Origin of the sequence: Bacillus sp. FSL W8-0848 (genome assembly GCF_038007805.1) — a bacterium.
GTDB classification, from domain to species: Bacteria; Bacillota; Bacilli; order Bacillales; family Bacillaceae; genus Bacillus; species Bacillus glycinifermentans.
Map to the genome: position 1 here is coordinate 1543231 of NZ_JBBOYB010000001.1, position 20340 is coordinate 1563570.

At 47.2% G+C, this 20340-nt stretch carries 23 protein-coding genes and 3 pseudogenes; 18 read left to right on the forward strand and 8 right to left on the reverse strand.

The window, feature by feature from the left end; translation table 11 throughout:
• Positions 1–16: 16 nt before the first annotated feature.
• The 10 genes from xpt (at position 17) to NSQ39_RS08110 (ending at position 9593) form a co-directional block, all read left to right on the forward strand.
• Positions 17–601 carry a xanthine phosphoribosyltransferase gene (gene xpt, locus NSQ39_RS08065; protein ID WP_046130781.1) on the forward strand — a complete coding sequence of 195 codons (585 nt, stop codon included), beginning with the start codon at positions 17–19 and terminating at the stop codon, positions 599–601.
• Positions 598–1914, forward strand: coding sequence for a xanthine permease PbuX (gene pbuX / locus NSQ39_RS08070; protein WP_175075035.1), 1317 nt, complete (start codon positions 598–600; stop codon positions 1912–1914). The genes xpt and pbuX overlap by 4 nt, the downstream gene beginning before the upstream one ends.
• 92 nt (positions 1915–2006) lie before the next feature.
• Positions 2007–2558, forward strand: coding sequence for a GNAT family N-acetyltransferase (locus NSQ39_RS08075; RefSeq protein WP_175075036.1), 552 nt, complete (start codon positions 2007–2009; stop codon positions 2556–2558).
• A gap of 31 nt (positions 2559–2589) precedes the next feature.
• The gene (locus tag NSQ39_RS08080; RefSeq protein WP_175075037.1) at positions 2590–3693 is read left to right on the forward strand and encodes a type III polyketide synthase; all 1104 of its coding nucleotides are present in this window, start codon (positions 2590–2592) and stop codon (positions 3691–3693) included.
• Between the two features lies 1 nt (position 3694).
• On the forward strand, positions 3695–4204 hold the full coding sequence (locus NSQ39_RS08085) for an isoprenylcysteine carboxyl methyltransferase family protein (RefSeq protein WP_175075038.1): 510 nt from the start codon (positions 3695–3697) through the stop codon (positions 4202–4204).
• Positions 4205–4270: 66 nt separating this feature from the next.
• Positions 4271–4360: a Fur-regulated basic protein FbpC gene (fbpC, locus tag NSQ39_RS08090; protein WP_046130776.1), complete on the forward strand. Its 90-nt coding sequence runs from the start codon at positions 4271–4273 to the stop codon at positions 4358–4360.
• Positions 4361–4500: 140 nt separating this feature from the next.
• The gene (locus NSQ39_RS08095; protein ID WP_175075039.1) at positions 4501–8070 is read left to right on the forward strand and encodes a dynamin family protein; all 3570 of its coding nucleotides are present in this window, start codon (positions 4501–4503) and stop codon (positions 8068–8070) included.
• A 52-nt stretch (positions 8071–8122) separates the two neighbouring features.
• On the forward strand, positions 8123–8392 hold the full coding sequence (locus tag NSQ39_RS08100; protein WP_046129631.1) for a YpbS family protein: 270 nt from the start codon (positions 8123–8125) through the stop codon (positions 8390–8392).
• A gap of 78 nt (positions 8393–8470) precedes the next feature.
• Positions 8471–8620, forward strand: a complete 150-nt coding sequence (locus NSQ39_RS08105; RefSeq protein WP_175075040.1) for a hypothetical protein — start codon at positions 8471–8473, stop codon at positions 8618–8620.
• An 85-nt stretch (positions 8621–8705) separates the two neighbouring features.
• Positions 8706–9593: a 5'-3' exonuclease gene (locus NSQ39_RS08110; protein ID WP_046129630.1), complete on the forward strand. Its 888-nt coding sequence runs from the start codon at positions 8706–8708 to the stop codon at positions 9591–9593.
• A gap of 12 nt (positions 9594–9605) precedes the next feature.
• Here the strand turns inward: NSQ39_RS08110 and sspL are convergent.
• The 3 genes and pseudogenes from sspL to NSQ39_RS08125 all read right to left on the reverse strand — a co-directional run.
• A pseudogene (gene sspL / locus NSQ39_RS08115) lies at positions 9606–9707 on the reverse strand (small, acid-soluble spore protein L); the annotation flags it as partial.
• 57 nt (positions 9708–9764) lie between these two features.
• Positions 9765–10163: a reverse transcriptase-like protein gene (locus NSQ39_RS08120; RefSeq protein WP_175075041.1), complete on the reverse strand. Its 399-nt coding sequence runs from the start codon at positions 10161–10163 to the stop codon at positions 9765–9767.
• Positions 10153–10855, reverse strand: a pseudogene (locus NSQ39_RS08125) (queuosine precursor transporter). The gene NSQ39_RS08120 and the pseudogene NSQ39_RS08125 overlap by 11 nt, the downstream one beginning before the upstream one ends.
• A gap of 86 nt (positions 10856–10941) precedes the next feature.
• On the opposite strand from NSQ39_RS08125, the pseudogene NSQ39_RS08130 reads away from it, so the two are divergent.
• Positions 10942–11623: pseudogene (locus NSQ39_RS08130) on the forward strand (reverse transcriptase-like protein).
• Positions 11616–11801, forward strand: coding sequence for a zinc-finger domain-containing protein (locus NSQ39_RS08135; protein WP_046129625.1), 186 nt, complete (start codon positions 11616–11618; stop codon positions 11799–11801). Before NSQ39_RS08130 ends, NSQ39_RS08135 begins: the two are co-directional and overlap by 8 nt.
• A gap of 60 nt (positions 11802–11861) precedes the next feature.
• Here NSQ39_RS08135 and NSQ39_RS08140 read toward each other — a convergent pair whose 3' ends face one another.
• The gene (locus NSQ39_RS08140) at positions 11862–12128 is read right to left on the reverse strand and encodes a DUF2564 family protein (RefSeq protein WP_046129624.1); all 267 of its coding nucleotides are present in this window, start codon (positions 12126–12128) and stop codon (positions 11862–11864) included.
• Positions 12129–12287: 159 nt separating this feature from the next.
• On the opposite strand from NSQ39_RS08140, the gene NSQ39_RS08145 reads away from it, so the two are divergent.
• Positions 12288–12470 (forward strand): hypothetical protein, encoded by a 183-nt coding sequence (locus tag NSQ39_RS08145; protein WP_003182837.1) that lies wholly within the window; start codon positions 12288–12290, stop codon positions 12468–12470.
• A gap of 59 nt (positions 12471–12529) precedes the next feature.
• On the opposite strand, the gene cspD is transcribed toward NSQ39_RS08145, so the two are convergent.
• Positions 12530–12730: a cold-shock protein CspD gene (cspD, locus tag NSQ39_RS08150; RefSeq protein WP_003153604.1), complete on the reverse strand. Its 201-nt coding sequence runs from the start codon at positions 12728–12730 to the stop codon at positions 12530–12532.
• A gap of 278 nt (positions 12731–13008) precedes the next feature.
• On the opposite strand from cspD, the gene NSQ39_RS08155 reads away from it, so the two are divergent.
• Complete coding sequence (locus NSQ39_RS08155) at positions 13009–13698, forward strand: AIM24 family protein (protein ID WP_046129623.1); 690 nt, start codon at positions 13009–13011, stop codon at positions 13696–13698.
• Between the two features lie 51 nt (positions 13699–13749).
• On the opposite strand, the gene NSQ39_RS08160 is transcribed toward NSQ39_RS08155, so the two are convergent.
• From NSQ39_RS08160 to metA, 3 genes are all read right to left on the reverse strand, one after another.
• Positions 13750–14901, reverse strand: coding sequence for a diglucosyl diacylglycerol synthase (locus NSQ39_RS08160; RefSeq protein ID WP_046129622.1), 1152 nt, complete (start codon positions 14899–14901; stop codon positions 13750–13752).
• Between the two features lie 97 nt (positions 14902–14998).
• Positions 14999–15193, reverse strand: coding sequence for a hypothetical protein (locus NSQ39_RS08165; protein WP_046129621.1), 195 nt, complete (start codon positions 15191–15193; stop codon positions 14999–15001).
• Positions 15180–16088 carry a homoserine O-acetyltransferase MetA gene (gene metA / locus NSQ39_RS08170; RefSeq protein WP_175075043.1) on the reverse strand — a complete coding sequence of 303 codons (909 nt, stop codon included), beginning with the start codon at positions 16086–16088 and terminating at the stop codon, positions 15180–15182. Before metA ends, NSQ39_RS08165 begins: the two co-directional genes overlap by 14 nt.
• A 150-nt stretch (positions 16089–16238) precedes the next feature.
• Here metA and NSQ39_RS08175 point away from each other — a divergent pair, with 150 nt between their 5' ends.
• The 4 genes from NSQ39_RS08175 to NSQ39_RS08190 are packed head-to-tail and all read left to right on the forward strand — an operon-like array spanning position 16239 to position 20250.
• Positions 16239–17918, forward strand: coding sequence for a formate--tetrahydrofolate ligase (locus NSQ39_RS08175; protein ID WP_046129619.1), 1680 nt, complete (start codon positions 16239–16241; stop codon positions 17916–17918).
• A 14-nt stretch (positions 17919–17932) separates the two neighbouring features.
• Complete coding sequence (locus NSQ39_RS08180; protein WP_175075044.1) at positions 17933–18412, forward strand: glutathione peroxidase; 480 nt, start codon at positions 17933–17935, stop codon at positions 18410–18412.
• Positions 18400–19074 (forward strand): HD domain-containing protein, encoded by a 675-nt coding sequence (locus tag NSQ39_RS08185; RefSeq protein ID WP_099047047.1) that lies wholly within the window; start codon positions 18400–18402, stop codon positions 19072–19074. Before NSQ39_RS08180 ends, NSQ39_RS08185 begins: the two co-directional genes overlap by 13 nt.
• A gap of 36 nt (positions 19075–19110) precedes the next feature.
• On the forward strand, positions 19111–20250 hold the full coding sequence (locus NSQ39_RS08190; protein WP_046129617.1) for a conserved virulence factor C family protein: 1140 nt from the start codon (positions 19111–19113) through the stop codon (positions 20248–20250).
• Positions 20251–20340: the final 90 nt, after the last annotated feature.

Genomic DNA, 20340 nt, shown 5'->3' on the forward strand with positions numbered 1-20340 from the left:
TAACGGAGGGGTATGCATGGAACTGCTTAAACGAAAAATTGAAGAAGAAGGTACCGTTTTATCCGATGAAGTGTTGAAGGTCGATGCTTTTTTAAATCATCAAATCGATCCGGAGTTGATGCTTGCTGTCGGGGAAGAGTTCGCCTCTCTTTTTGGCAGCGAAGGGATTACAAAGATCGTAACGATCGAGTCTTCCGGAATCGCGCCTGCCGTCATGGCGGGCTTGAAACTCGGCGTTCCGGTCGTTTTTGCGAGAAAGCGCCAATCTCTTACGCTTAAGGACAATTTGCTAACGGCATCTGTCTATTCATTCACAAAGAAAACGGAAAGTACGATCGCCATCTCTGCCGGCCACCTTTCAAAGGATGACAATGTACTTGTCATCGATGATTTTTTGGCGAATGGACAAGCCGCCAAAGGTCTTATCTCGATCATTGAACAGGCCGGTGCAAAGGCCGCAGGAATCGGAATCGTCATCGAAAAATCGTTTCAAAACGGCAGAAAAGAGCTTGACGGTCTCGGCATCAGGGTTGAATCCCTGGCGAGAATCGCCTCTCTTGAAGGCGGAAAGGTCACGTTTTTACAGGAGGTTCGTTCATGAAGCTGACAGCCGGAAAAACCGTTTCATTAAGCATTCAGCACGTTCTGGCCATGTATGCGGGAGCCGTGATGGTTCCCCTGATCGTCGGAGACGCGCTCGGTCTGACGCCTGAGCAGCTGACCTACCTCGTCTCAGCCGATATTCTGATGTGCGGGATCGCGACATTGCTGCAAGTTTGGAAAAACCGCTTTTTCGGAATCGGGTTGCCCGTCGTATTGGGATGTACCTTCACAGCCGTTTCCCCGATGATCGCGATCGCATCGAAATACGGAATACCGGCGATTTACGGAAGCATTATCGCAGGCGGCCTGATCGTCATACTGCTTTCATTTTTCTTCGGAAAGCTCGTCCGGTTTTTCCCTCCGGTCGTAACCGGTTCCGTTGTGACGGTTATCGGGATTACGCTGATTCCCACCGCGATGAATAACATGGCGGGCGGTGAAGGGAGCAAGGATTTCGGGGCGCTGTCAAACCTCGCATTGGCGTTTGCGGTTCTTCTCGTGATCGTCCTTTTGAACCGCTTTACAAAAGGATTTGTGAAGTCAGTTTCGATTTTGATCGGCCTTATTGCCGGAACGGCCGCCGCCGGTCTGATGGGAAAAGTCGATTTTACAGAAGTGTCGCATGCAGGCTGGGTGCAGATGATCCATCCTTTCTATTTTGGAACTCCTGTATTTGAAGTCACTCCGGTCATCACGATGACCCTCGTCTTGATCGTCAGTCTTGTAGAGTCGACAGGCGTTTACTTCGCATTGGGCGATTTAACAGACAAAAAGCTGACGGAGAAGGATTTATCCAAAGGATACAGGGCGGAAGGGCTTGCCGTGTTATTGGGCGGAATCTTCAACGCTTTTCCGTACACGGCTTATTCGCAGAACGTCGGTCTTGTTCAATTGACAGGCATAAAGAAAAACAGCGTCATCCTAACCGCGGGGGCTTTTCTCGTCCTGTTGGGGCTCTTTCCTAAAGCTGCCGCGTTGACAACGATCATTCCCAAACCGGTATTGGGCGGAGCAATGGTGGCGATGTTTGGCATGGTTATCGCTTACGGCATTAAAATGCTGAGCAGGGATGACTTCGGAAAACAGGAAAACCTGTTAATCGTTGCATGCTCGGTCGGGATCGGCCTCGGTGTGACTGTCGTCCCGCAGATGTTTCAGCATCTTCCGGACAGCATCAAGCTGCTGACCGAAAACGGGATTGTCGCGGGAAGCTTGACCGCGATTATCTTGAATGCGATCTTCCATATCAATCCGTTTGCAAAGCCGATAGACCGCACGGAAGCCGTACCCGGCGAAAAATCAGCCGTCTAAACCTCACGATCCCGTGGGGTTTTTCTTTTGGTCAGATGTGTTTTCTTCTTAATCATGACACATACTACAATTGAGAAGAGGAGGCTTTTCTGATGAAAAGAGAGCATGAGCTTGTTAAAAACATCCGCACAAAAGACGGCGGACAGGCCGTGATTCGCCCCGTCAGGATGACGGATGCCCCCGATATTATCGAAGCGGTGCGCGTTGTGATTGACAGCGGCGTCTACATACAAAAAGAAAGGCCGCGCACGCTTCTTGAGGAGCGCACCTTTATCAAGGATATGTATGAAAAGGATAATATGTACGCAGCCGTCGAAATCGACGGCAAGGTGTACAGAATCGCAAGGGTGATCCGCGGCGAGCTTCAGATGAAACGGCATACCGGACTTTTTAGAACATGGCTGCATCCGAAAGCGCAGGGACTCGGCATCGGCAAAGAAATCATGTCTTACACATTGAAATGGTGCAGACTGCATCAGCTTCATAAACTGTGCCTGACCGTATTTGCTTCAAATGAAGCGGCCTTTTCCCTATATAAGAAAAACGGATTTGTCGTCGAAGGCATCCAAAAAGAACAGATACATGCGGATGGAGCGTTTGATGACGAAGTGCTGATGGCTTTCTTTTTTCAGGGCGCCACGTGAGTATACGCTTCATGGTGGAAGAGGTGATAACATGGTTTATCTGTTATCGGCGGGAACGAGCATACCCCGCTGTCATGTCAATCAAGAACAAGCTGCCGGGTTTGCGCGCGAGATGTTTAAAGATTCCTTTAAAGACATTGACCGCCTGTTAGCTTCATTCAAAAACGTGGAGATCGAATCAAGGCAGTTTGTCATGCCTTTGGAATGGTATAAAGGCGCGAAAAGCTTTGAAGAAAAAAATCGGGCTTACGTTGAGATGGCGCTCAAACACAGTGCAGAAGCCGTGACGAATTGCCTTTCTGATCGGCGTTTTTTGAAAAGCGGGGTTCCTTTTGAAACAATTGAAGCGATTTTTTTTGTGTCTTCCACCGGCATCTCGACACCTAGCATTGAGGCGAGGCTGATGAACATGCTCCCTTTCTCAAGACGGACAAAGCGCATTCCGCTCTGGGGCCTCGGCTGTGCGGGAGGGGCTTCGGGAATCGCGCGGGCGTTTGAATACTGCAGAGCTTTTCCAAAGGCGCATGTTCTGGTAGTAAGTGCAGAGCTGTGCAGTTTAACCTTTCAAAAGGACGATAAATCGAAAAGCAATTTGATCGGAACGTCTTTATTCGGAGACGGGATTGCGGCCGTTTTAATGTGCGGCAAGGAAGCGGACACAAGCTGCTCGCAATTTTCCGTCCTTCCCGAGTTGCTGGGCTCTCAGTCGTCCACTTTAAAAGATTCGGAAGATGTCATGGGCTGGGAAATCACCAACAGCGGCTTTCAAGTCGTGTTTTCACGGGATATTCCGTCACTGATCCGGACGCACCTAAAAAAAGATGTTGAAGCGTTTCTCGACGGGCAAAACGCCGGACTGGACGACATTCAAGTGTTTCTTGCTCATCCGGGCGGCAAGAAAGTTCTTGATGCATACATCGACAGCCTCGGATTTTCCGAAGAGCACCTTGCATGTTCAAGGCGGATATTGGCAAGGCACGGCAATATGTCTTCGGCAACCATTATGTACGTGATCAAAGATTGTTTTGAAAACGTCACCCCCGAACGCGGGAAGCACGGGCTTTTAGGAGCGCTGGGCCCGGGTTTTTCGTCAGAGCTTCTTTTCATGAAATGGACGGAAAAAGAGAGTGAATGAAATGTTTTGGATGATCTTGTTCATTTTTATCCTTCAGCGGCTGATTGAATTAGCCGTCGCGAAGCGGAATGAAAAAAACGCCAAAAAACGCGGAGCGGTCGAATTCGGCAAGCGCCACTATCCGTTTATCGTGGCGATGCACGCTTTGTTTTTCGTTTCGCTCATTTCGGAAGTGGCCGTTTTTCATCGGAACATTCAGCCGTTCCCGGCTTTAATCCTGATGATCTCAGCGCTGGTGCTCACCCAAGGGCTGCGCTACTGGTCGCTCTTTTCGCTCGGGACATACTGGAATACAAAAATTTTGGTGATTCCGGAGACGAACCTCATCCGGAAAGGGCCCTACAAATGGATCAAACATCCAAACTACTTGGCTGTCGCGCTTGAATTGATCCTTCTTCCCCTGCTTTTTCAGGCATATGTGACCGCGGTCGTTTTCACTATATGCAACGCGGTATTGCTTCTGATCCGCATTCGTGAAGAGGAGCGAGCGCTGAAGGAATTATGCCATTGAAAATGATTATCATTTCATTTATAATGGATGTGAAAAACATTCTCATTATAGGATGGTGGAAGACGGATGACGATGTTTTTTTTGCTCGGAGCTGTGTGTACATACAGTCTCATGATCGGATTTGTTTTAAAAGGAATCTCGAAGCGTTCTGCATAAATCGATATACAGATATGGAAAGCTGCCGTTTTTGGCGGCTTTTTTCGTTTTTCTTTACGTTGTGGAGAAAAATACAGAATTGTCGTGTAAAATGGGAAAAGGGGCTACAGTTAAACAACATGCAAAAAGGGGTAGGAATAATGGCACAACTTAATACGAAAGACGACCTGATGAGAAAGGCAGGCGCTGTTTTCAAAGAGCTGAAGAAAAACGGGGATGAGAAACGGGCAGCACAGCTTGCTTCCGTCATTCAAAAATGGGCCCGCAAGGAAGTGTATATCGCTTTATGCGGCCATTATTCAGCAGGGAAATCGTCTTTGCTCAACGCGCTGCTTCAAGAAGATGTTTTACCGACAAGCCCGATTCCGACAAGCGCCAACCTTGTCCTTGTCAGGAGGGGAGAGGCGAATACGGCGCTTCATACGACAGATGGAAGATACGCATCGTTCAAGGGCGCTTATGATAAACAAAAAGTGCAGGCGTATTGCAAGGACGGCAGCCAAATTGCAATGGTAGAAATTGAAGGGGACTTTCCGGGGATTGCGCCTCATGCCGTTTTAATCGATACACCTGGAATCGATTCTACGGACGATGCCCACTTCCTTTCGGCATCATCCATTCTGCATCAGGCTGACGCACTGTTTTATGTCGTGCATTACAACCATGTCCATTCTGAAGAAAACGTGAACTTTCTCCGCTCCATTCGGGGAAAAATAGCGAATTTATATTTCATCGTCAATCAAATCGACAGGCACGATGAATCGGAAACGCCTTTTCTGACGTATAAAAACCAGGTTCTTGACATGCTTCTGAAAGAAGGGATCAGGGAAGATCACCTCTTTTTTACGTCCGTTACAGAGGCCGAACATCCGCTCAATGAATTCAAACGGCTTCGCGATAAGCTGTCTGGGCTTCAGCACCGAACGGAACAGCAATTGCGGACATATACGGAACAAAAAGTCATCAGCCTGATCAACGAGCACACAGAGATGCTGATCAGCGATGCAGAATCGTCCCTCCCGGATGAAACGGCTGCCCTGGAAGCAAAAGTTCGTGATCTTGAGAGAGGGCTTTCTGAAGCCGCAGCGCTCCGGAAGCGGGCTGAAGAAGAGGTCAAAAAGGAAATCGAAACGATCATTCAAAATGCAAATCTCACACCGTTTGACATGAGGGAACTTGCCAAACTGTACCTCGAATCAAATGAAAAAAGCTTTAAAAAAGGTTTTCTCTTCACGAAAGCAAAAACGCTTGAGGAAAAGGAAAGGAGAAAAGAAGCTTTTCTGGCGGACGTCAGAAAAAGGGTTCAGGCAGAGATTGACTGGCATATGATTGAAGCGTTCAAAACATTCTCAAATCGATTGGACCTTAACAGCGACGACTTTCTCTCCCGCGTTCTCGAATTCGCTGCAGAGGTCGATGAGACCCTTTTGGTCAAAGCGCTGAAAAAAGGGGCGGCGCTTTCCCCGGAATATGTGCTGAACTATACAAAAGAACTCGCCGAAAGCATCAGGAGAAAAGCGAAGGCGGCCGCCCGGGCTCTCACGGAAGAATTGACGGCTCTCCTGGCTGAGAAGGAAGAGAGCCGGCTGACGGTGATGAAACGCGAATATGAAGAGGAAAAAATGAAGCTTTCGGAATTGCATCAACGGCTTAGCGCCCAGCGGAATGCCTGTGAAAAAGCGAATCGCCTCTTGGATCTTTGGGAAACCGGAGGTAAGGGCGAAGAACCGGAAGCAAACTGGCATGTACAGGAAAAGAAAGAATTGCAAAAACCGATCGAAATGAAGCGGTCTGATAACAAGCCGGCGCCTCGGCAAGAAGCGGCCCAAGGGACTTCAAGTACAGCCGAAAGAAGCGTTTCTGATTATATCGATTACTTTTTGCGGCTTGTCCGTCATTTAGAGGATATTCCGAGTTTGGAAAAGCAAAGGAAGGCTTTCGCCGCCAAAACGAAACGGCTCCAATCCAGACGGTTCACATTGGCCCTGTTTGGCGCGTTCAGCGCCGGAAAGTCTTCGTTTGCAAACGCGCTCTGCGGAAGGAAGGTGCTTCCGTCCTCCCCTACGCCGACGACGGCGACGATCAACAAGATCACCGAACCGACGGGCGCAAAACAAGACGGGTCGGCGGAGGTGGCCTTTAAAACAGAAACGGAGATGGCCGCTGAACTAGACCAGCTTTTAGACGGGAAGATGTCTGGTGCAAAAGGCCGAACTTTTTCGGAAAAGCTGGAACATCTCTTGAAAAAAGGAAATCTTCAGCAGGATGAGCGCATCATCGTTGAACATTTTCAGAAGGCGTACAGGCGTTTTCAGCACTATATCATCGATCAAGGTGAATTCATGATATCCGCCGATGAGCTAAAACCGTATGTCGCCGATGAAGAAACGGCTTGCGCTGTCCGAGAAGTCACCGTTTATTTGCATACGCCTGTCACGAACAAGGGAATTACGATTGTTGACACGCCTGGTGCGAGCAGCATGAATAAACGGCATACAGAACTCGCTTTTCAGTATATGAAAGACGCGGATGCGCTCCTTTATATAACATATTATCAGCATTCCTTTTCAAAAGCGGACCGGTCATTCTTGCGGAAGCTCGGGCTGATCAAAGACGCATTTGGCATGGATAAAATGTTTTTTATTCTAAACGCGGCAGATCTGGCGGGAAGCGCTGAAGAATTGGAAACAGTCGAATCCTATGTAAAGGGAGAGCTGTTAAAGGAAGGGATTCAAAATCCGCACCTTTACCATGTCTCAAGCAAACAGGAGCTCGATGGAACACCCGCCGGCTTCAACGATTTCAGCCGCTTACGAAAAGACCTCGACGACTTTATTGAAAACGGATTGGCCAAATCTGCCGTCGATCAGCTGGCATCTGAAGGCGAAGCGCTTTGCGAAGCGGTTTTTCAGCTCCGCCGTTCGCTGCACCGATCTGCAAAAGAGGCGGAGGCGGAGAGAGAGGAAATCGCGGGAGCGTACAAGGCAGCTTGTTCGGCGATCGAAGAGTCAAGAGACGGGTCTTTTATGCTTCAAATGACGGAAAAGGATATAGAAGAGCAGTTTTATTATATCGGACAGCGCCTTTCTTTTTATGCGTACGATCTCTTGAAATCGGCCATTCATCCGGGGCTGCAAAACGGAGATTGGCAGGCCAACCTGCAAAAAGCCTTGAAAACGGCTTTGAAAGAGTACGCATTCGAATACTTGCAGGAATTAAAAGCGCTCGATATCAGGATCACAGGCATGATGGTCAAATATGCGGATGAAGAGTGGGGAGGCGCGCTTCAGCAAAAACTTGACGGCAATCGCTACTTTTCGGTCCATGTCAAAGCGGAGCCGCCGGAATCTGACTGCTATGACCCCCGGGAGGCAGAGGCAGATGAAGGCGCATTTAAGGAAGAGCTGAAAGCATTCAAGTCGCCGAAAGCATTTTTTCAGCAAAACGGAAAGGCGAGGCTGATCGAGGCCCTTACGTCAAAGCTTTCTGCCATAATGGACGGCTGGATTGAGCATGAAAAACAAACATTTTTAAGCCGCATCCGAAAACAGGCAGATCTCCTCGGGGAATGTTTGTTCAAGGAGGCTATGGGCCAAATTTCCGGTCAAAAGGAAACATATTTCCACGAGCCATTTACTAAAGCAGACGAAGAAAGAATCGAAACCGCATACGCTCTAGCGACTGAATGGCTTCAGGCGATCCGGCAATAGCCTAATTCCGTCAGGCATGGTAGACTGAATAAAAAAAGAAGGGATGCACACGATGACAAACGTACACGAAGCGATTACAGCACATTCCAAAAAACAGCATCAGATTGTGAAGGAGTTCGTCCTTCTTGAAGATGAAAGAGAACGGGCGATCGAAGAGGCTGTCGCAAAATGCGAGCGGCACGAGCCGTTTTCTACCGACCGCATCAATCAGGTGACAGCGAAAATGAACGACCTGGCCAAAAAAGGCATCGTTCCGCAGAGACGGTTTGTCACAAAGGAAATGGTCGAAGAATACGTCAGCCGAAAAAATGCGCGCGAATAGACATGGTTGATCCTTCCGAGAGTCGTTTCAGGCCTTCATGCAAAACATAAGATAGATGTCCGCTGGAGGTGAAACACGATGGGAAGAACAAAGCTCGGCAACAAAAATGCCCAGCAGAATAATAACGCAAAAAAGAAAAACGGTTTTAATACCGAATTTTCTACTGAATCTTACGCGCAAATGGAAGCAGCGAAAATGATTTCAAGCAAAAAAAAGCATGGAAAATAAAACAGCGTCTTTGGCGCTGTTTTCATCATTTTTGCTCATGTGGTACAATAGGTGCATTGTATGTATGAAAGGGAGTTTCCAAAGGATGAAAAAGAAGTTGCTGCTTGTTGACGGAATGGCTTTATTATTCCGGTCTTTTTTTGCGACGGCGGTGCACCGCAATTTTATGATGAATGACAAAGGCGTTCCGACAAACGGGGTTCACGGGTTTTTAAAGCATCTGCTGACAGCCGTGACGGCTTTTGAACCGAGCCATGTCGTCTGCTGCTGGGATATGGGCAGCAAAACGTACCGCAATGATTTATTCAAGGATTATAAAGCAAACCGAGGGGAGCCGCCGCTCGAATTAATTCCGCAATTCGATCTCGCGAAGGAAGCTGCACGAGAGCTTGGCGTTTTGAATATCGGCCTTGCCGGATATGAAGCGGATGACTGCATCGGCACGCTGGCGGCATTGTTCCGGCATGAAGCGGACGTTACAATCGTAACGGGGGACAAGGATCTGCTTCAGGTGCTGGAGGATTCCGTCCAAGTCGCTTTGATGCAAAAAGGCATCGGCAATTATAAAGTGTATACGAAAGAATCATTCATCGAAGAAACCGGAATCGAGCCGCAGGCCTTGATCGATATCAAAGCTTTGATGGGGGACTCAAGCGATAATTATCCGGGCGTGAAAGGAATCGGTGAAAAAACGGCGTACAAGCTGATAAGGGAATATTCGACGGTTGACAGGCTGCTTGAAAATATCGATCGGCTGACAAAAGGCCAGCAGACGAAAATAAACGAAAGCCTTGAAGATCTGAAGCTTTCGAGAGTGCTCGCGGAAATCAAGTGCGATGTCCCGCTTTCCTGCTCATTGGAAGACGCTGATTTTACGCTCTTGCACGAAAGGGCGAGGGAGATGCTGAAAGTTCATCAGATCAGGGGAATTGAACCGCTGTTGATGAAAATGGAAAAAAGAGAGATCGGTTAACCATCGATCTCTCTAATGTTTTGTATTGCTTTTTTTCGCCCGATTTTCAAGCTCGGTTTTCGGATCGGTGTGCCGGTTCATTTCAATATCGCCCTGCGGCCTTTTCCGGCCGGTTTTTGCTTATCCACATGAACCACCTCAGGAGCTTATTATGCGCAAGCAGTCCGGTTTTTAATCTGGATGATTCAGTAAAATTGCATTTTTGGCAAGCCTGTCGGCCGTTTGGTTTTCCTTTGAGGGTATCCACTTAATGAAGAATAGATCAAAGAATGCTTTTAAGCGGATAATCTCGCTAAGATACGGCTTGAATGCATCGTTTTTCACATATTCTGAATCTGCGGCGCGCTCGACGATCTGGGAATCCGTGCGGAACGAAACGATCGAATAGCCTCTTTCGGCACTGAGCTTCATGCCTTCAATGAGCGCCGTAAATTCGGCTTCATGGTTGCTTAAGCGCCCGGCAGGGATGGAAAAGGACTCCGATTCCCTTCCGTTTTTGATAAAAATGCCGAGCCCGGAAGGTCCGGGATCACCGGCACTAGCCCCGTCGATATATACTTCAACCGGCATCTTTTTCGCCTCCTTCATCCATCGGGGTGATCCTTTTGGCAGCATAGGCGTAAGGAGCCGCGAAAAGGGCAACGACAAATTTTAAGACATACGTGGTGATAAAAATCTGCACCCATACGTCAAAGGGATATTTGCCGATAAACGCGACGCTTGTAAAAATGAACGTGTCGAGTAGCTGGCTGACGGCCGTGCTGCCGCTGTTGCGAAGCCATAATGCGCGGTCGGAAGGAAATAACCTTCTGATCCACGAATATACATAAACATCAAGCGTTTGGCTGATGATATAGGCAAGCAGGCTTCCAAGCGCAACGCGCGGCAGAAAGCCAAAAATCGTCTCAAGCGCCGGCTGCGCGATATCCTCAGGGTGCGGCTTAAAAAGCAGGGCGCCCTGCATAACGGCGGTCAGGCTCACGAGGACGGCAAAGCCGAGCGATACGGCTTTCTTCGCTTCATCCTTGCCGTATCTTTCATTGATGACATCCGTCGCAAAAAAAAACGCTGCCGTACATGATATTGCCGAGCGTCGAGGTCAGCCCGAAAAGCTCGACTGTTTTGGCGACCTCGATATTGGCGGCGACTGTGGCAAATCCGATCCAGACAAACAAGCCGGTTTTGCCAAACCGTTTGTAAAAGAAAAGAACAATGATAAAGCTAATGATCGCAAAACCGATCCACAAAATCTCGTTAAACAAGAACAGGTACTTCCTTTCTAAATAAGCTGTAATAAGACCGTTTTGATTATAGCATAACAAGACATCATTTGAATAAAGGTGATTTTGTGAAACTAAGAGCAAGCATGGACATTCAACTGAACGGATCTTTTTCCGTCCCGTTTACCGCCGACGACTGGATTGAAGTCAAAGATGCGGTGGCAATCGGCCGCCGGCTCGCGCAGAATCCGTATGTAGGCAGCCTTGAATTTGAGGATGAAAAGGGAGCTTTTTGGACGCTGAAGGAGCTTGAAAAATTAAAGGAAGAACTGGCGCATGAACCGGATGAAATCACGGTGTTTTTTGACGGAAGCTATGACAAGGTCAGCCAGCTGGCAGGCCTCGGAATCGTGATTTATTATTCCCTCGGAGGGGAAAGATACCGGTTGAGAAAAAACAAAAGCTTCCGGCTGACGACGAATAATGAAGCGGAATATGCCGCCCTCTATGAAGCCGTAAACGAGCTCAGGGATCTCGGGGCAAGCCGGAATTCCGTCGTCATTAAAGGAGACTCGCTTGTCGTGCTAAACCAGCTTGATGGAAACTGGCCGTGCTATGATCCGGTCCATTCGAAATGGCTCGATAAAATCGAAAAGCAGCTTAAAAAATTAAAGCTCTCGCCGACCTACGTTCAAATCAGCCGCAAAGACAATAAAGAAGCGGATCAGCTTGCGAAAAAAATGCTTGAGCATACCATTGTGGAAAGCCGCACGAAACTAGACAAATAACGGAGATGAAAGCCTTGGATAAGAAGGAGATCTTAAAAGAACTGACAGATCTGCAGGACACCTACTGCGAAGGGTGTTTTATCAAAAAACATTTCAGAAAGGAATACGGAAAAACGTATGCCCATGCATTTTGCATTACAAAATGCACGGTCGGGGAAAAGCTCCGCGCCTATGGAGAAGTGCTCACAAACAAAAACTGACGCCCGCGCCGCCCCGGGTGTCGGGCATCATTGAAAAAACCGCATGAAGCGGTTTTTTTGTTAGCGCTGTGCCTCATCAAGCTGATGTTCGCATTCGTTCAAGATGTCGAGCTGCTGCCTTAAAAAATCTCCGTCCAAAACGGATAATTCTTCGGTTTGCGACAGCTGTCTCGCATCTTCGATCGACCGGTACGCCGATTTCATTAATGTTGAACTTTTTTGCCTCGTGGCCATCCCTGTCGTTTTTTGAGCGGTTTCTACGGCTAATTCAAGCTGCTTCCGCTGATTGTACCCTGTTTCGATCGCATCATGATGTTCCTGATTCATGATCAACACCTCCGCGATTTATTTTTTCCTTAAAACAATGATATTTATGTGCAAAAAAAGAAAAAATATAATAAAATTAATCCGATATAACTATTGAGCCTAAAAAATATAAGTCTATATTACTAATTTGGGTATCTTATAGAAAAGGGGCCTGTGACAGTGGAAAGCAATGAATTGCAAACCGTTCTGCACAAGACATTTGTCGAGGTATATAAAGATTTGGAACAGCTGGTGGATATCGCAAAAAAAGGACGGCCGTCCTTGGAGAAAAATATTGAGGAAATCGAACAAAGGCTGAAACAAAACATTTTAGCCATCGAAATTCAGCTGAAAATTAAATAGGAGAGGCTAAGATGCCTCTCCTCTATTTGAAGTTTCATTTGTTCTTCATTCTGTTAAAGTTACAGCTTCACAACGTTAGATGCTTGAGGTCCACGATTACCTTCAACGATTTCGAAAGAAACTTCTTGTCCTTCTTCTAGAGACTTGTATCCTTCACCTTCGATTGCAGTGAAATGAACGAATACATCGTCTCCGCCTTCAACTTCGATGAAGCCGAAGCCTTTTTCATTGTTAAACCATTTTACTTTACCGTTTTGCATATTGCTTAATCCTCCTAGTACTGTAGCACAGTGTGCTAAAAAAAATTTTCATCATCTAACGATGTTCTGCTAAATGATGGTTTCACTATACACCATCTCTAGAGGCTTCGTCAAGCTGTCAAGAGAAAAAAATGAACTTTTATGCTTTTTTAAGGAATTTTATTGCAATCGCTTTCAAAATATGGTTTTTTAAGCGTTGACGGAGCAAAGAAAATGAAACGTTTCACCGGGAGCTACGTATATAAGGAAACCATACATAGATGAGGAGTGTTGCTAAGATGAATCGTTATTCGATTGATGAATTTGTGGAAAAAACGCAGCAGGAGGATAAAGGGGAGGGGATGTTTGAGCTTGAGACTTCGCGTCTCCTTGAAGTGAATCTGGACGGGAAAGTATGGGCAAAGGCCGGCTCGATGATTTCTTACAGAGGACAAATCAAGTTTGAGCGGGAAGGCGTGTTTGAACACGGACTCGGGCGGATGATGAAAAAGGTATTGAGCGGTGAAGGCACTTCACTCATGAAAGCCGAAGGAAAGGGAAAGCTGTATCTTGCCGATCAGGGGAAAAAGATATCGATTTTAAATTTGGACGATGATTCCATTTTTGTAAACGGAAATGACCTGCTGGCGTTTGAGTCCGGCATGAAGTGGGATATTAAGCTCATGAAAAGAATTTCGGGGATGCTTGCAGGCGGGCTTTTCAACGTAAAGCTCGAAGGGACCGGAATGGCGGCGATCACGAGTCACTATGAACCGCTTACCCTGCTCGTTTCTCCGGAAAGCCCCGTATACACCGATCCGAATGCGACCGTAGCCTGGTCAGGGAATCTTGAGCCTGAATTTGTCACAGACGTCTCTTTTAAAACGTTTATCGGCAGAGGGAGCGGGGAATCCATTCAAATGAAATTTGCCGGACACGGGTTTGTCGTCGTTCAGCCGTTTGAAGAAGCATACTATACCGAATCATAAGAAAAAAACACTTGTTTTCACAAGTGTTTTTTTAGGGCTGCCTGTGTCCTGCTATGACAGGGCTCTGACAGCTTGCTGTTTATTCATGATGATCTCTGACTGTTTCACGATGTCGGTCAGAATGACTTCTGAAGAATTGGATAAGTGCAAAGCTTTGATGTTGCGTTTCATTTCGTTTAATTTTTGTTCATCCGCCAAAAGGGAAGACACGGATTCGAGAATTTCCTCATGCCGGTTTACGACGATGGCAGCGCCTTTGTCTTCGAAGAACAGAGCATTCTCTTTTTCCTGTCCAGGCACCGGTTTGTAGAGGATAACCGGAACGCCGATGGCGGTGGCTTCCGTGAGGGTGATCCCGCCCGGTTTCGTGATCATGCAGTCAGCCACGCGGAACAGCTCGTCAATTCTTTCGATATAGCCGAACGTTTTCAGCTTATCCGGATACAGTGCTTCAATTTCTTCGAGCGAGCTTTTCAATAACGTGTTTTTCCCGCAAACGACGACAACTTGGACGTCTTCTTTCACCATCAGGGATTCGCACAGCTCTTTCACGTTTTTGAGAACCCCGTGGGCGCCGGCCATGATCAGCAGAATCTTTTTATCGGGAGACAGCTGATACTTGGCGTAAATTTGATCTTTGTCCATTTCTTCTTCAAATTGACGGCGGATCGGAATGCCTGTAATTTTGACATTGTTTGGATGAGTGCCGATTTCGAGCAGCTTTTCCTTCACATAATCGGTCGCTACATAATATTTATCAATGTGTTCGTGAACCCAGATTTTGTGAAGGCAGAAATCCGTCATCACGTTAAATGTCGGGATCACTTTTCCCATTCTCCGCCTGTATTCAGGAACGACGATCATCGGAAACGTGTTGATGATAATATCAGGCTCATGCTTTTTAACAAGCTGATCAAGCCGTTTGTTTCCCATCTTAAAATAAATATTAAACTTTCTTTTATTGTAAATTTTATCGACCCCATAGTAAAAAAGGCGATAAAACTGTTTGCCGATTGAAAAGCTTTTCAGATAAAGATATTGCGTGATTTCAGATACAATCGGATTCGATTCTTGATACAAATTCGAAACAGTTACATTCTTAAAGCCTAGTCTTTCACATTCTTGATGAAGCGTTTTGGCTACTTGAACATGGCCATTTCCATAATTTGCAGTCAAAATTAATATATTTTTGTTGGTATTCAAACATATTCACCTCAATTAATTCAAACAACAAGAGCTAAATGATAATAAAAACAGGAGTTAATGTCCACACATACCATACCATAAAATATTAGTTTAATTATAAATGAAGAACAAAAATTAAGGTATTTTTAAAGTTTGGATTCGCAGGAAAGCGTTGGTTTCCTGCGCTTTCCTGACAGCTGAAAACACCGGACCAAACTTCTTTTTTTATGGAAGACAAACCCAACTGTATTTTATCATATTTTACGCGTCTTGCATCAGACCAGAGCATGAGAATTTCATTTCCATTCATATGGCGTTTCCTGGTAAACGTAATAATTCAGCCAATTCATAAACAATAGAGTGGCATGGGCTTTCCAGCGGTTTACAGGAACCGAGCCGTCCGGTCCATCTTTAAAATAGTTCACCGGGGGATCAATTTCCATATTTTTGGCCAAATCTCTTTCATACTCCTCTTTAAGAGTATCGGTATCATACTCAGGATGTCCAGTTAAAAAAACCTGTTTTTCATCTTTTGAAGCAATTAAACAGACGCCTGCTTCATCCGATACGCTGAGCACCTTTAAATCTGGGACCGATTTTAGATCGTCCATGTTTATATCTGTATGCCTGGAATGCGGGACATAGTAGAATTCTTCAAATCCCCTGACCAATCTTTCAGTTTTCTCTAATATTCTGTGTTCAAACACGCCGAACGTCTTTTTCGGCAGCATTATTTTGCGTATGCCGTAATGGTGATACAGCCCGGCTTGAGCCCCCCAGCAGATGTGGAGCGTTGACGTGACGTTCGTTCTGCTCCAGTCGAATATCTCCCGGAGCTCGTTCCAATACGAGACATCTTCAAATGCCAGATGTTCGATCGGCGCCCCCGTAATGATCATGCCGTCAAATTTTCTGTCCCTTATCGAAGAAAAGGTTGTATAAAATTGCTCTAAATGCTGCCTTGCTGTATTTTTTGGTGTATGGGTAGACGGTATTAAAAAAGTGAAATATACCTGTAAAGGAGAATTTCCGAGCATCCTCAGCAGCTGTGTCTCCGTTTTGATTTTCTGCGGCATCAAATTGAGAATCACAATGTTTAAAGGCCGGATATCCTGATGGAACGCCCGCTTTTCATCCATGACGAAAATATTTTCACTTTCAAGAATCTGCTTTGCTGGTAAATCGATAGGAATGTTGATAGGCAACACGCCACCTCCGGTTTTCTCCGCTGATTTTTCTTCATTATAGGAACTTTTTGGCGATATTTCAATGCGTGAATTGTGTTACAATGAAAGAAGTGTGTGAAAAATATGGAAACCATCATCTGATGAACCAGAAGGAGGCTCCTCTCGCTTATGAAAACCCATTTAACAGACATTGAAATCGCTCAAAGCACCAAATTAAAACCGATAACGGAAATTGCACGGAAACTCAGTATAGATGACGAAGAAATAGAGTGCTTTGGTTTCACTAAAGCGAAAATTTCCTTAAATATTTTTGATCGATTAGCGGATAAACCCGACGGAAAGGTGATTTTGGTAACTTCCATCAACCCGACGCCGGCCGGCGAAGGCAAGTCAACGGTCACCGTGGGCTTGAGCCAGGCGCTCTGGCAGGATGGGAAACGTTCGATCGTTGCGCTCAGAGAGCCGTCTCTCGGACCGACAATGGGCTTAAAAGGCGGCGCCGCAGGAGGCGGATACTCGCAGGTTCTCCCGATGGAAGACATTAATCTGCATTTTACCGGGGACATGCATGCGATAACAAGCGCAAATAATGCATTGGCAGCCTTTATAGACAATCATATTCATCATGGAAATGAATTAAACATTGATATCAGAAGAGTGGTTTGGAAACGGGCGCTCGATCTCAATGACAGAGCCCTGAGGGAAACCGTGGTCGGGCTGGGAGGCAAAGCGAACGGTTTTCCGCGGGAAGACGGTTTTGACATTACGGTCGCATCTGAAATCATGGCCGTTTTATGCCTTGCAACAGATTTGCAAGATTTGAAGAGAAGGCTTGCATCAATGATCGTCGCCTACACCGCTGACCAAAAACCGGTGACAGTCAAAATGCTCGGAGTGGAAGGAGCGCTCACCCTTCTCCTGAAAGACGCATTGAAGCCGAACCTCGTGCAAACCGTCGAGGGGACGCCTGCGCTTGTCCACGGGGGGCCGTTCGCCAACATCGCCCATGGCTCAAACAGTCTGATTGCGACTAAGATGGCAATGAAGCTTGCTGATTACGTCGTGACAGAAGCAGGATTCGGCGCTGATTTAGGGGCCGAAAAGTTTCTGCATATTAAAACGAGAGCGGGCCGGTTTACTCCTGGCGCAGTCGTAATCGTCGCCACGGTAAGGGCGCTGAAGATGCACGGAGGCGTCGCGCTACAAGACTTGAAGACCAGCGATCCAGGAGCCGTCAAAAGGGGAATTGCAAACCTTGCCAAACACATTGAAACGATCAGGGCCTTCGGCCTTCCGTATGTCGTTGGCGTGAACCGGTTTGTTCAGGATTCGGAAGCCGAGCTCGAAACGGTGCTTGACTGGTGCCGGGAAGAGGGCCATCCTGCTTCGGTGTGCAATGTGTGGGAAGAGGGGGGCAAAGGCGGTATTGAGCTGGCCCGTAAGGTCGTCAGTGTGCTGCATGAAAAAGAAAACCGATTTTCTTATCTGTACGAATTATCTGATTCGATTGAGGAAAAGCTGTCAAAAATCTCGCGGGTCGTCTACGGAGCAAAAGGCGTAAAATTCACGGATAAGGCGAAAAAACAGCTTGCCGAATTGGAAAAGAACGGTTTAGGTCATTTGCCCGTTTGCGTAGCGAAAACCCAGTATTCCCTTTCAGACGATCCGGAGAAGAGCGGAAGGCCGGAAGGATTTTTCATTACAGTCCGCGAACTGAAGCCGTCAGCAGGCGCCGGCTTCCTCGTCGCTCTGACCGGCAGCATTTTAACGATGCCGGGCTTGCCGAAGCGTCCAGCCGCGCTTTCCATGGACGTTGATGAGAACGGCCGGGCAAAAGGGCTATTCTAAAAGGAGCGATGAACATGTCCATTTATGATATCAGCGTAAAAACGATTAAGGGCGAGGAAACGACATTGAAGCCGTATGAAGGAAAGGTGTTTCTCATCGTCAATACAGCCAGCAAATGCGGATTTACCCCGCAGTATAAACAGCTTCAGGAGCTTTATGATGCATATAAGGACAAGGGGTTTGTCGTTCTTGGGTTTCCGTGCAATCAGTTCATGAATCAGGAACCCGGCGATGAAAAAAGCATCGAGGAATTCTGCAGTCTGAATTACGGGGTGACGTTCCCGATGTTTGCCAAAGTGGACGTGAAGGGTGAGCATATCCATCCGCTGTATATGCACCTGACGAGCCAGGCAAAAGGGATGCTCGGCACAAAAGCGGTCAAGTGGAATTTCACAAAATTTCTCGTCGATCAAACAGGTGAAACCGTCCAGCGGTTTTCGCCGCAGACAAACCCAAAAGAAATAGAAGAGACGATTCAAAAATGGCTCGGATGAAACAGCGAAAAAAAGAGCAGCTCAAAATGATTGCCGATTGGGTGAAAGAAAAGCTCGAAGATGAAGGGACAGGCCATGACTGGCTGCATATCACAAGGGTGCGGCGCCTGAGCCTTTTGATCGCGGAAGCAGAAGGCGCTGACCTGTTTATCACAGAAGCGGCCGCCCTTGTGCACGACCTGATCGACGAAAAATTATCCCCGCAGTACAAAATACCGCTTCGGGAACTGCGCCGCCAATTTTCAGGCTGGGGAATCGACAATAAAACAGCAGAAGAAATCATCGGTATTATTACGAAAATGTCTTTCAGAGACAGGGAAACATATAAAGGTGAAAAGCTTTCGGCAGAAGGGATGGCCGTACAGGATGCCGACCGCCTTGATGCAATAGGCGCCGTCGGAATCGCCCGAACCTTCATGTATGCCGGTGCAAAGGGGCATGCGATGTACAGGGAAGGCGCCCGGGACAAAGGCGTTCCGTCGGCTGTGGGGCATTTTTATGAAAAGCTTCTTCTTCTGAAGGATCTGATGAACACCGAAACAGGAAGAAAGCTGGCCGAGCATCGGCATGAGGTGATGGCCGGTTTCCTTCATGAACTTAAAAACGAGTGCGGATACGGCGAAGAAACCGCCTTGATAGATCAGGAATCACGGTTATGGTAGAATAAGACCCGGATCTTGATACAGAGGGGGACAACCATGAAGATTAAATCGATAGAACCGACACCGAGTCCGAATACAATGAAGGTTATATTAACCGAAGAGCTGCCGGGCGGGAAAAGCAACAATTATAAAAAAGGCCAGGCAGAAGGCGCTCCGCCTGTTATTCAGAAGGTTTTAAACATAGACGGGGTAAAGGGAGTCTACCATGTGGCAGACTTTTTAGCGGTTGAACGGAATGCCAGGTTTGACTGGAAAGATATTCTCCCGGCTGTCCGTTCAGCCTTTGGAATGGCTGAAACGGATGAAAACGGCGGAGCTTCGGAGGAAAAAGAGTCGTTTGGCGAGGTCAAAGTATTTGTGCAGATGTTCAGCGGCATCCCGATGCAGGTCAAACTGACGGACGGTGAACGCGAAGAACGGTTTGGCCTTCCTGAACGGTTTCAGGAAGCGATCTTTAAGCTGAAAACCGCGTCTTCCAATGTCGTCCTTGAGCGGTCGTGGAAGGAGCAGGGCGTCAGGTTCGGAGATTTTTCAGAAATCGGCCGTGACGTGACGGAAGAGCTTCAAGCGGCTTATGATGAAGAGCGTCTTCAGAAATTAACGGAAGCGGCCGCATCACACAATAAAGAAACCGAAAAGCAAGCCGTGCAAAGAAAATCGTACAAGGTGACGCTTGACATGCTGGATGATGAAGATTGGCAAAAGCGCTATGCGCATCTGGAGCAGATGGATCCGAAGGAAGAGGACATCCCGGTGCTTGAGAAAGCGCTCAATGACCCGAAAACATCCATCAGAAGGCTTGCCGTCGTGTATTTAGGCATGATCGAAACGCCGGACGTTCTCCCGCTGTTATATCAAGCGCTTGAGGATAAAACGATCACGGTGAGAAGAACTGCCGGCGACTGCCTCTCAGATATCGGAAACCCGGATGCCATTCCGGCGATGGTAAAGGCGCTGAAAGACCCGAGCAAGCTCGTCCGCTGGAGGGCAGCGATGTTTTTGTACGAGGTCGGCGACGAAAGCGCGCTTGCTGCGCTCAAAGAGGCTGAAAACGATCCGGAATTCGAAGTCAGCCTGCAAATTAAAATGGCGATCGAACGGATCGAGCACGGAGAAGAGGCAAAAGGTTCCGTCTGGAAGCAAATGACGGAAAGCCGCAAAAAAGAAAACCGGTAAAAAGGCGCTGAGAGCAGCGTCTTTTTATTTTGACCGAAAAAAGGCGCTTATTCCGGCCGGTGCAGAACTATGATAAAGACAAGCGTCCTG